The 16,377-nt window shown below is 58.4% G+C and carries 11 protein-coding genes; 8 read left to right on the top strand and 3 right to left on the bottom strand.

The window, feature by feature from the left end:
- Nucleotides 1-126 precede the first annotated feature (126 nt).
- Both AS89_RS0107385 and AS89_RS0107375 read left to right on the top strand, forming a co-directional pair.
- Nucleotides 127-2,064, top strand: a complete 1,938-nt coding sequence (locus AS89_RS0107385; RefSeq protein ID WP_010131855.1) for a M2 family metallopeptidase — start codon at nt 127-129, stop codon at nt 2,062-2,064.
- Nucleotides 2,065-2,342: 278 nt separating this feature from the next.
- Nucleotides 2,343-2,813, top strand: coding sequence for a Dps family protein (locus AS89_RS0107375; RefSeq protein WP_010131854.1), 471 nt, complete (start codon nt 2,343-2,345; stop codon nt 2,811-2,813).
- Nucleotides 2,814-2,881: 68 nt separating this feature from the next.
- Here the strand turns inward: AS89_RS0107375 and AS89_RS0107370 are convergent, their stop codons facing one another.
- Nucleotides 2,882-3,796 carry a LysR family transcriptional regulator gene (locus tag AS89_RS0107370; RefSeq protein ID WP_010131853.1) on the bottom strand — a complete coding sequence of 305 codons (915 nt, stop codon included), beginning with the start codon at nt 3,794-3,796 and terminating at the stop codon, nt 2,882-2,884.
- A gap of 279 nt (nt 3,797-4,075) precedes the next feature.
- On the opposite strand from AS89_RS0107370, the gene AS89_RS0107365 reads away from it, so the two are divergent.
- Entirely contained in the window at nt 4,076-6,049 is a 1,974-nt protein-coding gene (locus tag AS89_RS0107365) for an acetoacetate--CoA ligase (RefSeq protein ID WP_033230145.1), read from the top strand.
- Between the two features lie 149 nt (nt 6,050-6,198).
- Here AS89_RS0107365 and AS89_RS18410 read toward each other — a convergent pair whose 3' ends face one another.
- Complete coding sequence (locus tag AS89_RS18410; protein WP_010131851.1) at nt 6,199-6,354, bottom strand: DUF3149 domain-containing protein; 156 nt, start codon at nt 6,352-6,354, stop codon at nt 6,199-6,201.
- Between the two features lie 286 nt (nt 6,355-6,640).
- On the opposite strand from AS89_RS18410, the gene AS89_RS0107355 reads away from it, so the two are divergent.
- The 4 genes from AS89_RS0107355 (at nt 6,641) to AS89_RS18405 (ending at nt 13,734) form a co-directional block, all read left to right on the top strand.
- Entirely contained in the window at nt 6,641-7,027 is a 387-nt protein-coding gene (locus tag AS89_RS0107355; protein WP_010131850.1) for a hypothetical protein, read from the top strand.
- 179 nt (nt 7,028-7,206) lie between these two features.
- Nucleotides 7,207-9,027 (top strand): autotransporter assembly complex protein TamA, encoded by a 1,821-nt coding sequence (locus tag AS89_RS0107350; protein ID WP_010131849.1) that lies wholly within the window; start codon nt 7,207-7,209, stop codon nt 9,025-9,027.
- A 3-nt stretch (nt 9,028-9,030) separates the two neighbouring features.
- A complete protein-coding gene (locus AS89_RS0107345; RefSeq protein WP_010131848.1) occupies nt 9,031-13,023 on the top strand; it encodes a translocation/assembly module TamB domain-containing protein in 3,993 nt (1,330 codons plus the stop codon).
- A 45-nt stretch (nt 13,024-13,068) separates the two neighbouring features.
- Nucleotides 13,069-13,734 (top strand): nucleotidyltransferase family protein, encoded by a 666-nt coding sequence (locus AS89_RS18405; RefSeq protein ID WP_081475696.1) that lies wholly within the window; start codon nt 13,069-13,071, stop codon nt 13,732-13,734.
- On the opposite strand, the gene AS89_RS0107340 is transcribed toward AS89_RS18405, so the two are convergent.
- Nucleotides 13,625-14,509, bottom strand: a complete 885-nt coding sequence (locus tag AS89_RS0107340; RefSeq protein ID WP_010131846.1) for a zinc-dependent peptidase — start codon at nt 14,507-14,509, stop codon at nt 13,625-13,627. The genes AS89_RS18405 and AS89_RS0107340 overlap by 110 nt on opposite strands.
- A 129-nt stretch (nt 14,510-14,638) precedes the next feature.
- Here AS89_RS0107340 and AS89_RS0107335 point away from each other — a divergent pair, with 129 nt between their 5' ends.
- Nucleotides 14,639-16,345 (top strand): hypothetical protein, encoded by a 1,707-nt coding sequence (locus tag AS89_RS0107335; protein ID WP_138976373.1) that lies wholly within the window; start codon nt 14,639-14,641, stop codon nt 16,343-16,345.
- Nucleotides 16,346-16,377 lie beyond the last annotated feature (32 nt).

Here is a 16,377-nt window from a genome sequence, read left to right as displayed (position 1 = left end):
ACGCGCGCCCTGGGCCTAATGCGCGGCTGAGTGTGTGCTATAAAACGACGACTCACTTTGCTTCATCCCACCCGGATTGCCGGGTAGAGATCCCGAATAACACCATAAATTGATCCGAGGAAGTCGATGAAAAAGCTTGCGCTGATAATCGCTACTGCCGCCTTTGCCCTGGCAGGCTGTGATCGTGACCCTGCAAACTCCGGGGCGCCGGTCACTGAGGGGGCCGCGTCTGAAACAGTGCAGGGTTCAGCGGAAAACACGGCGAACGCCAACCCTGGGATGAACGCCGCCGATAGCAACGGGCAACCGAGTGCAGAAGACGCCAAGGCATTTTTGGATGAGGCCCAGGCCCGCCTGGAAAAAATGGCCCAGGAAGCGAGCCACGCAAGCTGGGTTGCCTCGACCTATATCAACCTGGATTCCCAGTACACCGAAGCCCTGGCGATGGAGCGCTATACCGCGCTTGCGGTCGAGCTGGCTGGCGAGGCGGCCAAGTTTGACAACGTGGATCTCGATCCCGAAACCCGCCGCATGTTGACCATGCTCAAGCAGGGCCTGGTTTTCCCCGCTCCCAATGACCCTGAAATGACCGCAGAGCTTGCGCAAATCGGCTCCAAAATGCAGGGCATGTACGGCGCCGGCAAGTATTGCCCCGAGGAAACCACGGGACTGGATCCGACCGTCAAGGAAGAGGGCAAGTGCTACACCCTGACGGAAATGGGCCAGATGATGGCCAACAGTCGCGATCCGAAATTACTGCAGGATCTGTGGGTGGGCTGGCGCAAGGTTGCGCCGCCAATGAAACCACTCTACGAACGCCAGGTGGAGATCGGTAATGCCGGTGCCAGGGATCTTGGTTACGACAACCTCAGCGTCATGTGGCGTTCCAAATACGATATGCCGGCGGATGAGTTTGCCGCGGACATGGATAACCAGTGGAGCAAAGTAAAGCCCCTGTATGAGGCGCTGCACTGCCATGTGCGGGCAAAGTTGAACGAGCATTATGGCGATAAGGTAGCGCCGGCGAGCGGCAAGATTCCCGCACACTTACTCGGCAATATGTGGGCACAGGAATGGGGCAACATCTACGACATTGTCAAAGATGAAGACATGCAGGCCCCCTACGATCTCACCGAGCTGGTGGTAAATTCCGGCATGAGTGAGCGGGACATGGTGAAGGTCGGTGAGAAGTTTTTTACTTCACTCGGCTTTAAACCCCTGCCGGATACCTTCTGGGAGCGCTCTCAGTTTGTGCAGCCACAAGACCGCGATGTCGTATGCCATGCAAGTGCCTGGAACCTGGATGGCCAGGACGATATCCGCATTAAAATGTGTATCAACAAGACCGGTGAAGACCTGATCACCGTGCATCATGAGTTGGGGCACAACTTTTATCAGCGCATCTACAACCAGCAGCCGTTCCTGTACAAAGAGGGCGCCAATGACGGCTTCCACGAGGCGGTGGGGGATACCATCGCGCTATCCATCACGCCCAAGTATTTGAAAGAAATCGGCCTGATGGATGAGATCCCCGGTGAAGACAAGGATCTCGGATATCTGATGCAGCAGGCACTGGACAAGATTGCCTTCCTGCCGTTTGGCTTGCTGGTGGACAAATGGCGCTGGCAGGTGTTCAACGGCGAAGTTGCCCCCGGTGATTACAACAAGGCGTGGTGGCAACTGCGCGAAGAGTATCAGGGGATTACCCCGCCGGTAGAGCGCAGCGAAGCGAACTTCGATCCGGGGGCCAAGTACCACATCCCTGGAAACACGCCATACGCGCGCTACTTTTTAGCGCGCATTCAGCAGTTCCAGTTCCACCGCGCGCTCTGTGAGGCCGCCGGCGAAACCGGGCCGTTGCACCGCTGTTCCATTTACAAAAACGATGCGGCCGGAGAAAAACTGCGCAACATGTTGGCGATGGGCGCAAGCAAACCTTGGCCGGATGCCATGGAAGCGCTCACCGGCGAGCGTGAATTGGATGCCACCGCGATTGTGGATTATTTCCAGCCGCTGATGGTGTATTTGGAAGAACAAAACAAAGATCGCGATTGTGGATGGTAATTGCGGGCAAGCGCGCAGTGGATGAATCACGCGACCTGATTAAAAGAATCTATTGGCGGCATATCGAGAGTTAATGGCGCTAGGGGTTTGAAAGTTCTTTTTCGACCTTAGTATTGGGTATGAGCTGATGAAAATCAGGGGGAATTTTTTTTGCTAACGTTCAATGCAGGTCCCCGGTAGCGGCTGCAAGTGCGCAGTGTAATGCTTTGCCGAGCAGATTGGCGCACCGACATGTCCGCCCCAAAGGATTGAACTCGAACCAGAAAAAGAGGTTGCTAATGAGCAATATTGACATCGGTATCGGAGAAAAGGATCGCGAGAAAGTAGCGGAAGGTTTGAAGCGCCTGTTGGCGGATTCCTACACGCTGTATCTGCAGACCCACAACTTCCACTGGAATGTTACGGGTCGCCTTTTCAGGGAACTGCACCTGATGTTCGAGGAGCACTACACCGAGTTGGCGACGGCGGTGGATGACATTGCCGAGCGTATTCGTACGCTGGATGTGATTGCCCCGGGTACCTACAAAGCGTTTGCAGAGCTGAGTTCGGTGAAGGAGGTCGAAGACGTGCCGGCTGCGGAAGAGATGGTACGGATTCTCACCCAAGGTCACGAGCAAGTGGTGAAAACCTGTCGCGATGTGTTGCAGGCAGCGCAGGATGCGGACGATGAGTCCACGGCGGCACTCGTTAGCGACCGCATGCGTGTGCATGAGAAAACCGCATGGATGTTACGTGCTACCTCGCAGTAAACGACGCGCGCTCGAAAAACCGGCCCTTGGCCGGTTTTTTTATGCCTGCGGTTTATTGTTTGCGAGGGCTAATCTGCGCCCGGTCGCTGGAGTTCGCTTAACACAATAGATACAAATGCTTGGGCCGGCGCGGAAAGTGCGCCGACTTCCCGCGCCAGAATGCCCACCGGGTGGCACACCACCGGCTCTGCAAGTGGTTTACAAACCAGCCCATAGGACTGCATCTGTCCAATACATAAACTGGGGGCAGCACTGACACCCAGCCCGCTTTTTACCAGCCGCCCGATTGTGCTGAGCTGGTAGGCCTCACATATCAGACGCGGGACGGCGTCGCCGACCGCGTCACTTTGCGAGAAGGCTGCGTCTGTCCAGCGCCGCACCGCCGACCCCCGATTCATCGCGATGAATGGCTCACGGGCCAGGTCGGCCCAATGCACTAGTGGTTTGTTTTCCAGCGGGTGACCTTGCGGTAACACTGCAATAAACCGATCGTCCCCGATGGGGGTGAACGTGAGGCTGCCGAGATCATCTGGACGAAAGCTGAAACCCAGCTCGGCACGCCCCTCCTGCACCGCACTGATGACCCGCTCCATGACAATGTCTTCCAGCACGATATTGATATCTGGGTAGCGCTGGTGGAAGGCGCGCAGTAGCTCTGGCATGTGATTCAGGGCGAAGGCCGGGATGGCAGCGATCGACAGCTGCCCCTGTTGCAGGCGGAAGCGTTGCTGCACCGCATCCAGGGTGTTATCCCAGTTATGCAGCAGTTGCCGAGCGCGCTCGACAAAGGCGATGCCTTCTGGCGTAAGTACCAGCTGGCGGCCCTCGCGGCTAAACAGCGTGCCACCCAGGGAATCCTCCAGGCTGCGGATTGCGACCGAGATGGCTGGCTGGGAAACATGCAGCTGCGCGCTCGCTTCCGCCAGGCTGTGGGTTGTGGCCACGGCGACGAATGCGCGCAGTTGTTTGATGGTGGTGCTCATGGGCGGACGGGCTTCGTTTTGTATAAGTAAAGTTTAACAAATATTAATAAGATTAAACTAGTTTAAAGTGTCAGACCAAGGCATGATTGTGCACATGGCGAGATGGCCAATAATGGTCAACCATGCATACGGGTGCTGGAGTTGCGAGTGCGCCGCGTACCTAGTCCGCTCATACAAGCGTCCCGCAACCAACAGCCCCGCAATACCGCTCCCGTCCCCACGTCGTTGGGCGGGGGTGAAGCAGAACGTCGGAATAGAACAATGAGAGAACCCGCCGCAATGAGTAATCCCGTGCAACCCCTTTGGCAGCCCTCAGCAGAAGCGATTGCTGCTACGCAGATGGACCAATTTCGTCGCCAGGTGAACGAGCTGCACCAGCAGTCACTGCCGGATTATCACGCCCTGCATCAGTGGTCTGTGGATAACCGTGAAGCCTTCTGGAACCAGCTGTGGGATTTTGGTGAGGTGATCGCCAGCGAGCGTGGCGAACGCGTTTTGGGCAAAGACACCATGCCGGGAGCGGAGTGGTTTCCGGAGGCGCGGTTGAATTTTGCCGAAAACCTGTTGCGCTTCCGCGACGACAAGGCGGCACTGGTGGAACGCCTGGAAAATGGTCGTCGCCGTGAACTCAGTTATCGGGAGCTGTTTGCCGAGGTAGAGAAGCTGGCTGCGGCCCTGGCCAATGCCGGTGTGGGCAAGGGCGACCGTGTTGCCGGCTTTATGCCCAATATTATCGATACCGCGGTGGCCATGCTGGCCACCACTAGCCTGGGTGCCATCTGGACCTCGTGCTCGCCAGACTTTGGCATTAATGGTGTACTCGACCGCTTTGGTCAGGTGGGCCCCAAGGTTTTGTTTGCCTGTGAAGGCTACTTCTACAACGGCAAAACCATTGATTCCCTGCCGCGCCTTGCGCAGATCGTCGAGCAAATCGAATCGATCCAGCAGATGGTCGTGGTGCCGGTCGCGCGCTCGCCGGAGCAGATGGAAGCCGATATTGCCGGTCTGGATCGTTCGGTTAGCCTGGGTGCATTTGTGCAGAACGCGCCGGCGCGCGCGCTGACCTTCGCGCAGACCGAGTTCAATCACCCGCTGTATATCATGTACTCCTCCGGTACCACCGGTGTGCCGAAATGCATCGTGCATGGGGTGGGTGGCACCCTGCTGCAACACATCAAAGAGCATCGCCTGCACACGGATATTGCCCGCGACGATACGCTGTTCTACTTCACCACCTGTGGCTGGATGATGTGGAACTGGCTGGTTAGTGGGCTGGCCTGTGGTGCCACCCTGGTACTGTACGATGGCTCACCCTTTTACCCGGCAGCCGAGTGCCTCTGGGATATGGCCGATGAAGAAAACATCAGTGTGTTTGGCACCAGTGCCAAGTATATTGCGGCGCTGGAAAAGGCCGGCTGCAAGCCCCGCGAGAGCCACAAGCTCGAGCGCCTGCGCGCAGTGTTGTCCACTGGCTCGCCGCTGGCACATGAAGGGTTCCGTTATGTTTACCGCGATATCAAAGCCGACCTGTGCCTGAGTTCAATTTCCGGCGGTACCGATATTGTCTCCTGCTTTGCGCTGGGCAACCCAACGCTGCCGGTTTACCCGGGAGAACTGCAATGTCGCGGTCTCGGTATGGCGGTGCAGGTATGGAGCGACGACGGTAAGCCGGTGCTGGAGGAGAAGGGCGAGCTGGTGTGTGCGACGTCTTTCCCGTGTATGCCGATCGGTTTCTGGAATGATCCGGATGGCAGCAAGTACCACGGTGCTTACTTCGACAGCTGGCCTGGCGTCTGGGCGCACGGCGACTATGCAGAAATCACCGAGCACGGTGGCGTGATCATTTATGGACGCTCGGATGCCGTGTTGAATCCCGGTGGTGTGCGTATCGGCACCGCGGAAATCTACCGCCAGGTGGAGAAGGTTGAGGAAGTGCTGGATAGCATCTGTATCGGCCAGGAATGGCGCGACGATGTACGCGTGGTGTTGTTCGTGGTACTGCGTGACGGCCTGACGTTGGATGCCGACCTCACCCAAAAAATTCGCACCACCATCCGCGCCAACACCACCCCGCGCCACGTACCGGCCAAGGTGATTCAGGTGGCGGATATCCCGCGCACTATCAGCGGCAAAATTGTCGAGCTCGCAGTGCGCAACGTGGTCCACGGCAAGCCAGTGAAGAATCAGGAAGCGCTGGCCAACCCGGAAGCGCTCAAGCTTTATGAGGACCTAGAGGCGCTGGCGGGCGAGTAAGTGAGATCGGCGAGATATGTGAGTTACGCGAACACGAGAGGGCGCTAAACCGCGCTCTCTCCGCTCGTCGATTTTCAGATAGCAGGTTGCCGGGCTGAAGGGTATTCGCCCGGCATTTTTGTACAGGTTACGAGCAGGTAGCTATGCAATCAGGCCGCTTGCTGCTTCGCTTGCTGGGCAAGCTCCTGATCCATCTTACGCAGTGCCATACGGGTGAAATAGCCGCCCATCAGGCACACAAAACCAATGACGCCGAGGCTCAGTAGGCCAGAAAAGCTGGTGAACAGGTCGATCAGTGCGTCCATTTTCTACTCCTATTGCATTGCTGCTCTCTTGATGAATCCAGTGTATGCCGGCGCCCCGGCGGGCACTTGATTTGGATCAACTGTGCCGCTTGTTCTGGCTGCGGTTCTGGCTGGGGTTCCGGCATAGCCTCTGACCCGGACGCGGTTTCCCTTCTCAATTGTCTCGCCAAGTCAGCGTTGAGCTGGCCGTTAGGGCTTGCCCCGGACATGTCTGATCCGCCAAACTGCGCTACCCTGTGGGGTAGTGATTCCCCGCTAATAAACCATAAATTCACGGAAGATCTGCATGATTACCTATCTGTATTGGACCGCGGTTATCGCACTGGTGGTTCTGAGCTTGTTTGCCGGCGGGCGTCTGGGCAGCCTCAGTAAGGGCGCGATTGTCGCAGCCATCATTTTTTTGGTGGGTTGGCTCGCGTATTACTTCCATTTCGAGCAGGTGTTCGTAAAGCGTTTCGGTGGCGTGATGTATATCAGCGTACCGTCTGGCCAGCGGCACCTTGGTGCTACCTGGAAAGATGACAACCTGTGGGTTGAGAATTACAACCCGAAAACCAACGAGTGTATTTTTTCCGAGTATTCCAAGGGCAACTTGCTGGAAGGGCGCGTGGTAATCAAAAACTGCAACCCGTTGATTGAGGCAAAAGACCGCCCGGCGATCCCTGCCCGTTAACCGCGAATCTGGTGGTCACTGGCGTGCCTTGCAAGGAACGGGCTTGTTGCCCCACGGCAAGGCGCGTCCAGGTGTTGGAAGGTTAAGCAGTGTTAAATCCCGCAGGCGTCGTTGGAGCGGAGGCAACTTTTCGGGTTTCGCGGCGTCGCAGTAGGAGTGGTTGGCAAACGGATTTGGTCTTGCGCGATTTTCTTCCCGCTCGTGAAGCGGCATATCTTCACTACATTTCTGTTGTCCTGTTGTCGGTGCTTGTGTTGTTGCCGCACCCTACGGCTGCACTCCCGTTTTTTGACCGTCTTCCCAAATTCAAAGTGCGCGTGCTGGAAAATGCCGAGTTGCAGGACTGGCTGAAGGAGCAGCTCGACGAGCAGCGGAAGTCGAGCAGCGTACTCAAGTCATATGAGGATCCGCAGGATGTGGCGCGTTATGAGCGCGGTACCCTGGAAAAACTATTGCGCTCCCGCGGTTATTACGACGGCCGGGTTCGCCAGACCGTGGACAACGGCGAGATCCTTTACCGGGTAGTCCCAGGTAAGGTTTTCCGGATTAAAGCCCTGGAAATCGTTATGCCGGCCAGACTCAAACCCGGCTTTCCCGGGGTCGGGTTGCAGGTCGGGGACCCGCTGGAGGCGGTGAAGGTCACCGAGGGTGTCAAAAAAATTGAAACCTACCTGGCGGAAAATGCCTGCCTGCTCGAACTGGATGTGGATTACAAAGCCACGGTTATCCACAGTGAGCATGCCGCGCGCCTCGAGTACCGGGTAGCCCCCAGCCCGGAGGTGCGCATTGGGCAACTGTATATAGATGGTGTTACCAGTATTAATGAGCCCTTCCTGCGCAAGCGCCTGCAATTGTCGACGGGCGATTGCTTCAGCCGCGCAAAGCTCGATGCCGCCAAATTGCGACTGTTGCGCACAAACTTGATCGCGGGGGCGAATACCGAAGTCTCTGAGCCCTATGATGGTGTCGTTGATATCACTTTCCTGCTGACCGAGCGCAAACACCGCACCGTGCGTCTCGGGGTGGGGTATACCTCCGATGAGGGAGCGGGTGTGTCTGCCGGCTGGGAGCACCGCAATATTCTTGGCCGCGGGGAAAAGATCGAAGTGGAAACCCGCGTCAACGAGGTCAGGCAGTCGATCAAGAGTGAGATTCTGGTGCCGCGTTTCTTCCGCGACGACCAGAACTTCTCGGCCAAGGCCGAAGCGTCTAACGAAGAACGTGACTCCTATGAGGCAGAGTCCGTCACCATCGGCGGCACTATCTCCCGTCGGCATACCAAGCACCGCACCTTTAGTATCGGCAGTGAGCTGAAATTCAGTGAGGTCCAGGAAGAGGGTGAGGAAAGTGAAAACTACAACCTGCTGTCCTTCCCCCTGGGCCTGAAGATCGATACCACCGACAACCTGCTGGATGCCCGTCGCGGTGCCACCGTGGCGTTCGAGGTGAAGCCGTATTTTGACCTCCGCAGTAGCGGAACCCGCTTCGTCAAAAACACGCTGGTAGCCACCGGCTACCTCACCGGTAATGAGGTGCGCTTTGACCCGACACTCGCGCTGCGTATCAAGGCGGGGGTGATCAGTGGTATCGATAACCTCGAAATCCCTGCCGATGAGCGCTTTTACGCGGGTGGCGGTGGCTCGGTGCGTGGTTATAGCTATCAGGCCCTTGGCCCACGCCGCCTGATTCCATCGACGGTAGCAGGGGAGCCACCGACGCTGTCTGACCCAATCGGTGGCCGCGCACTCAGTGAAATTTCGCTGGAAGGGCGGTTTCGCTTTACCGATTCCTGGGGCGGAGTACTGTTTGTGGATGGGGGGAATGCGTATGAGGACCCCCAGCCCAGTTTTGACGACCTCTTCTGGGGTGTCGGGCTTGGGGTGCGTTATATGACCTCGTTTGCCCCCCTGCGGTTTGACATTGCTTTCCCACTGGATCGCCGCGACGGTCTGGATGACAGCAGTTACCAGATCTATGTCAGCCTCGGGCAGGCGTTCTGAACCATGGTGGACGCAAACCAGGCAAAATCACCGCGTCGGCAACGACTGCGGCCATGGCGCAACCGGCCCCGCCTGACCCTGCTCGCGGTCTTTGTCTTGCTGCCCTTGTGTTTTGCACTGGTGTTTCTCGGCTCGGAAAAAGGCCGGGAAACCCTGACCCAGGCGGGCCTTGCCGCTGCCCGTCACTACCTGCCGGATCTCGAAATTCATGCTGAGGGTATGCGCAGCCCGCAGTGGGGCAAGTGGTACTTCGAGTTACTGCGCGTACGCTACAAGGAGCGCACGCTGCTCGAGGGGCAGAAACTGACGCTGCACGTCGACCTGTGGCCGCTGTTGCAGACGCAGGTACATATTCCCGAGATCTCTGCCGAAGCGCTGCTGTTTGATAACACGGTACTGCAGGCATACCTGCAGCAGGGCAACGGCGAGGACGAGGAGCAAGCGCCTCCACAAAGCAGCGCGCTCACCATTCCCGCGGTGTGGCTGGAGAAGCTGGCAATCAACCGCCTGACGATTCGCGACGCGGCCGTGCAGGGGCTGCCCGTGCTGAAGGTCGACGGGCGGGGTAGTTATCAATGGCCCGGTGAGCCATCGGCGCTCTCGTTGGAGGTGGCCGAGCATCAGGGGCATCAGCTGCACCTGCGGCTCGATGGCCAGATGGAATCGGAGCAGGAATACCGACTGACACTGTCCGCCAGTGAATTAGCCGGCGGCTTCCTCGGGCGCTCGCTGCATCTTCCCGAGGGCGAAGCACTGGACGCGGACGGTCGCGTGCTTTTGCAGGTGCGCGACAAAAACAGTGTGCAGGTCACGGTGGAAGAGTTCTCCCTGCCGCTGGTGAGTCATCGCTTTGGCCTTGAGGGAACCCTAGAGCTGGCTCTGTCCCCGTGGTCGGTTGCGACCAGGGACCTCACTTTGCGTGTGGATGACACATTCCATACCGTGCGCGGTGAGGTTGATGCCGAATCGGTCGACGTAAAATTGCGACTGAATCGCTTACCGGTTGCTATTTCACAGCCATTTCAGAATTTTCTCCAAGGGGGTTGGCTGTCCGCCCAACTCGATATCCAGGGGCCGTTAAAGTTGCCGAGTGCCAATGGCACGCTGGAATTGCGTTCGAGCTTTCAGTCCCAGCCGCTTCGCTTCAATGGCGAGGTGGCAACCAAGGAAGACAATATTCATATCCGCTCGGCCCAGCTATCACTGGCCGATGCCCGCGCAACGGTCGCGGGCAATGTGGATGTCGGGGGTAAGTCAATCGACGTCAAGGCGTCGCTCGCGCAGCTGTCGCTGGACGAAGTGCGCGAGATACTTGCGGGCATCGAGCAAACGCAAAATGTGGACATTCCAGCGGATGTTGCGGGCACCCTTGAGCAGCTGCGTGTGACCGCCAAAGGTGCATGGGACAACCCGAATCTCACCGTGGAAGTCACCAGCGCACTGCAGTATCGCAGTTTTGCGGTGGATGCGAAGGCTCACGCCAGCGGCAATCTGGAAAATTTTGCGCTGCAGGACGTGTTGCTGGAGGGCGAGGGGCTGCGCGTAAGCGGCAGTGGCGAGGTGGCCGTGGAGCGCAAGACACTGCAGCTCCAGCTTGATGTCGCGGCCCGTGGTCTGCAACCGGCGGAACAATTTAATGTGCCGGTTGATCCGGGTACCCGGGTAGACCTGGATGCGGTGGTGTCGGTAACCGGCCCCTGGGACAACCCCAAAATGTCCGCCCGAATCAACTCCGATGGCGAGTATCGGGATTATCGCTACCGTCTCAGGGGCGGCGCGGCGGGCAACCTGGATGCGATTACCTTTGACCGGCTGCGTCTCGATTTATTCAGTAGCAGCTCCGGGTTGGCGCAGCAGTCCTTTCAACAGTCCTCCCAGCAGTCCTTGCGCGCGGGCGAAGTGATCGACCCCGACGAAGCCTATCCATTGCGTCAGTCTACTGAGCGGGTAGTGGGTACCCGGGCGCTGGCGCAGGACGCCGAGCGCGCGCGTGCCGCGGGTAGTGCCTGGCTGGAAATAAATGGCGTGCTGGAGCCGAAGGCACAGCAAGTAAATGGCAGTGTCGCCGGGCGCAATATTCCCATTGGCCTTGCGAAGCTGGCGGGGGTGTCGCTCCCGCACTCCCTGAGTGGCGAATTGAGCCTCGACGGCAACTTTACCGGCCCATTTACGTCGCTGGAGGCCAGCGTCAATGTGCTGGGTATGGGCGAGTTTCAGGGGGAGCCCTGGCAGGCCCAGGGGGATATCAGTTACGGGCAGGCGGCTATTACCCTATCGGAAGTGCAGTTACTCTGGGCGGATCGCAACCAGCTCAACATCGATGGCGCCATGAGTGCCTCTGGCCTCGACCTGCAAATGAGCGCGCAGGCAGTGCTGGCGGATTTTAGTAGCTGGTTAAATGCGGATATCAGCGATACCGGCGAGTTGTCGCTGCGCGCCAGCGCATCCGGAACCCCGCGCAACCCGGATCTTTCTGGCGAATTGCGCATTACCGGGCAGGCTCCGGCCTTGCAGAACGATGCGCTGGTGCAGGTTCCGGTGATCCTCTCGCTGAGCTGGGAAACCCTGGCCGAGAACCTGCAGATTCAACTGGGGGCAAGCCACGGCAGCCGGCAGGCCGCCAACGCCCGCGCCACTCTTGCCATTGCCCCAATTCTTACGCAACTGTTCAGCGAAAAGACATCGGCGGAGCGCCCGCCGCTTCCCATCGATTTTGATGCCGGTGGCAGTGCCGACCTGGCGGCGCTGGGCGTGCTCTACGACCCGGAAATACACACCCTGCGCGGCAACCTGAACTTTGACCTGTCTGCCAAGGGCACCAGCCGCACACCCAACCTGCGCGGCAATATCAATCTGCGCGAGGGTTACTACGAGCACCGCCCCAGCAATACACGCTTGCGACAGCTGGTGTTTATTGCCGAGCTGACACCTGATGCATGGCGGATTGTCGAGGCCAGCGCCCGCGACCGTGATCGTGGCCGGGTGGAATTGACCGGCGCCGCTCGTTTTAATGCCTCCGCAGCGACGACGCTTGATTTCACTCTGTCTGCGCGCAAAGCCCACCTGCTCAATATGCCCGGTGCCAAAGGGGCGATTAATGGTGACTTGCGCCTCTCCGGTAGTACCGAAGATGCTTTGTTGGCGGGCACCATCAACCTGCGGCCATTGACCGTGCAGGTGGAGCATTTTATTGGCAGCAGTGTGCCGGAAATTGATGTAATCGAGGTGGAAGTCGACGGGGGCGACAGCGAAGCCGCGGGCTCACAATTGTTGGAAAATATTGGCTTGCAGGTTGAGGTGGTGCTGGACCAGCAATCTTTCGTCAGGGGCCTAGGGCTGGACTCACAGCTCAAGGGCGAGGTAGACATCCGCGGTACCGCCGCGAGCCCGGAAGCAGCGGGCACCATTACCATCGTACGCGGCAAGTTTGATTTGCTGGGGAAAAAATTCGACCTGCAGGAAGGAGAAGTACAGTTCGAAAATAATGTGGCGGCGATTTATGTAAAAGGCGTGCATACCTATGCCGATGGTGAGATTACCGCAGAAATTTCCGGCACCACAGATGATCCCAAAATCGAATTCAGCTCGAACCCCGCCGCCGCCCAGGATGAAATTTTCGCCCAGCTTCTGTTTGGCAAATCGTTGACCGATATCTCCCCGCTGCAGGCGGTTCGCCTGGTCGGTGTGGTGCGTACGCTGCAGACCGGCGGCACGGGCTTTGACCCGCTGGCCAGCACCCGTGACCTGGTAGGGCTGGATACCTTGGACTTCGATACCGAGGCCACCGATGAGGGAGACCAGTATTCCCTCAGTCTGGGCAAATACATCACCAGTCGCATCTATCTCGAGTTACAGCGTAGTACCGACCCGCTTAATCCCTGGCAGGCAGAGATGCAAATTGAGCTGCGCAAGAATTTGCGCCTCGACATCAAATCCTCCGACGGAAGCGAAAGTGGTGCCGGAAGTGTCGAGCTACAGTGGAAGAAGGACTACTGACCAGCTATATAAATTGAACCTAAAAAAAGCGATGCGAGAAAGATAATGGAATATTCGATCGTGGTTCTGGCCGCCGGTTACTCTCATCGATTTGGCACTGATAAGCGCCTCGCCAGTATTCATGGGGAGCCCATGATATTGCGTACATTGCAGACGGCTCTGGATGCCGCCGACAAATTTGAGCACGCCTCGGTGCAGGTGGTATTGCGCGCACGCGACTCCGTACTTGCCAATGGCCTGAAGAAACTGCCCGTACAAGTCATTCACGCACCGGTATGGCCGGTGAGCATTGGCACCAGCCTGGCCCATGTGGTCGAACAGTTGCAGCGGTCTGGCGCTAACCCCAAGGCAGTACTGGTATGTTTGGGGGATATGCCGTTTGTTGAGCCGGAAACACTGGCCACGCTCATGCAGGCCGCGGAAGAAGACCGCATTTGCGTGCCCGTATGTGCCGGCACCCGAGGGTACCCCATTGCCATCGGGCGCAAGTACCTCTCCGCATTATCGCGGCTGCGCAATACCGGAATGGAAAAGGTGTTGCGCATTTTTGCCGATGCGGTGGTCGACGTGGAAGTCGCGGATCCCGCGATCAACTGTGATATCAACCGCCCGGACGATTTCCACGCAGCAATGCGGCCGGATCTGTTCGGAAGAATTTTTGCATCTCCCGATACAGTGCCGGATGCGCCGATTCCATCGCCGTCGGAATAATAAAAAACGCTTCCGTTGCCACCGCAAAGAACTCTGCCGGTGACTGGGCACCATAGGTGTCCAGTACCGAAGGCTTCTCTCCCAGCGTCGCCGCGCTTTCGGTCGCCGACAGCCCGCTATCCGCATGCATTATTTGAATTCGCTGGCGCAGCTCGGTAAATGCCTCGCGCATGACCGGCGCCCAGGTTTTGCCGTCGGTGCTGTTCTCAAACGGTGGGCGTCCGTCCACATAGCCATCTTCCTCATCCAGCTTGTGGGCAAACTCATGAATCGCCACGTTGTGGCCACTGTCCGGGCTCTGCAGCCCATCGATCAGATCTCCCCAGGACAATACCACCGGGCCCCGGTAGTGGGCTTCGCCGGCGCGTGCACTCATATGGGATGACTGCACATGTCCATCGTGGCGGGTTTCCCTGGCGACATACGCATCGGGATACACCAGTACGGTTTTCAGGTCGGGGTAGCAGTTGTTGGGGCGCTCCAGTAACAGCAGGCAGGCATGCGCAGCGATGGTAACGCGAATGTCTTCCGTAATGACTTGCCCGTTGCAGCCGACAAACTCCTTATCTCGCAGGAACAGGCTGATATTCTCCTTGAGTTCCTGCTGCCTCGGCGCCGGTAAATAGCGAAACAGGGCCAGCCGGTTAGCCAGGATACGTTCCTGCTTCGCACTCAGGGGGCGCGAGCGCAGATAATCGCGACGCCAGCGCTGCCACAAAAATGGCACTACCCACGCTAGCACGGCGATGAGAATTACAACGAGAAAACCATTCACACGAAGTTCCTGCCTGTTACCTGAGATACCGGGTCGATCATTGACCTGAGGTGAATTTCTGCGACCATGTTGCCCGCCTCTCGCGTGTTGAGAAGGATATAACAGGGTGCTTAGGGAATTTATTGGGGCATGGATACAAGGATTCAAACTACTGCGGCCGATTCGACGATGGAAGAGGTCTCGGGCGGAGATCACGGTTACCCCATTGGGGAGGCAAACTGCGATCGCTATATGATCGTGCCGCACGGCTATGGGGAGGGCGATTCAGGGCAGGTCTGGGTGGCCGAGTTCAACGATCCACAGCCTGCGCCAGCCGCGCACAGCGGAGCCGCTGTCTCTTCAGAGCGTTACTGGCTGCGGGTTGAACCCGTCGACGGTGCAGCGGCAAACCTCGCGCGGGAGGCAACCCGCCGAGATATCCCGCTTACACTTGATCGGTCTGCCCCTGGCGTTGCGTTTACGCTGGTAACCCTCGCGTTACTCCCGGATGTACGCTACCGGCTGTCTTTGTGGCGGCAACAGGAATCTCCCCTGCAGCTTGCCCATGCGGAGTGCCGTGGGCGCCCGCGCACGCTCGAGGGTGGCTTCAATGTCTGGTACGGAACCTGTTTTTATGGCGAGGCGGACGGCGGTGCCTTGCGCGAAGCAATCGAGGCGTTGCCCGCAGCGCACCGCCCTCAGGTATCCTTTCTTGGCGGTGACCAGGTTTATCTGGATACGGCGTTTTCCAACACCGGCTGGGGTGCCCGCTTTATTCCCGGCTTCAGCAGCCGGAATTTTTCCCCGCTGGGTTTTCGCTCGCGCACGACGATTCGCCGCAGGCTCAACGCGGTTTTTACCACAGAGTACCTGCGCAACTGGCGGCGCGGCTTGCGCGCCAAATTGCAGCAGGGCTTCCACTATTTCCTCGCCGGCGATCACGAATTCTGGAACGACTTCCCCAACCGCCCGGGTTTCCTGCCCACACTCTGGTCGCGCAAGGTACGTGACGAGTGGCAAAGCTGTGCGCGGGAGCTGTTCGATGCGTATCAGCTGCCGTCGGGGGCGCTGTCTAGCCAGTTCGACGTGGCCAATGCTTTAAAGTTCTTTGTGCTGGATACCCGCCTGCAGCGCGCTCCCGGACGGGATGCCAACTTCACCGATACGCAGACCTTTGCCGCGGCCACTACCTGGCTCAGAGCGCTGGACCGCCCCGGTGTACTGGTGCTGCCAGCACCGCTGCTGACGCGCTGGCAGTTCCGCGACGGACGCCGGCTCAAGTCGCTGCAGGTAAAGTGGGGGTGGGGCGATCACTCGCTGGCGGATACCGGACAGTACCAGGACCTGGTGCGGGCGATACGCGATTGCTCCCAGGACCTGTTGATTCTGGCGGGGGATGTGCATTTCAGTCGCCTCGCCCGCTTTGATCTGGGGGGCAAGCTGGTGGTGGAGGTCGTGTCTTCACCGCTGGCCTGTCTTCCCAGTGCCGCCGCCGAGGCAGACCAGACCCTCGCAGAATTTCCCGATCGCCCGACAGACCATATCCGCGCGGAAGTCGAGTACCTGCAGGCAGGTAGCGCCATTGGCAAAGGTGTCGGGCGTGTGGCCAAGAGCTGCAACAACAATTTTGTTACCCTGCGTTTCGAACCGGGTGCCGTCGACGGCGATGTGCGTGTGCAGGTTGTGTGCTGGAACATAACCGGCTGCGATGCGCAGCGGGCGCCCTCGGTGGATTGGGAGACGCAGGATTTGGTGTTGCGCAAGCGGCCGGCGGTAACGTCGACGGTGGCTGCACCGACTGCTCGCAAAGATCCTGCAACACAGATCAAAGAATTAAGTGAGCCTTGTGAGTCTTAGGTGTGAGCCTTAATAGTAACGCCGGCGTATAA

The sequence above is a fragment of the Microbulbifer agarilyticus S89 genome, from assembly GCF_000220505.1.
Taxonomy (GTDB): Bacteria; Pseudomonadota; Gammaproteobacteria; order Pseudomonadales; family Cellvibrionaceae; genus Microbulbifer; species Microbulbifer agarilyticus_B.
The sequence above is the reverse complement of the archived record's forward strand: the minus strand, read 5'-3'. Positions and strand labels throughout refer to the sequence as shown.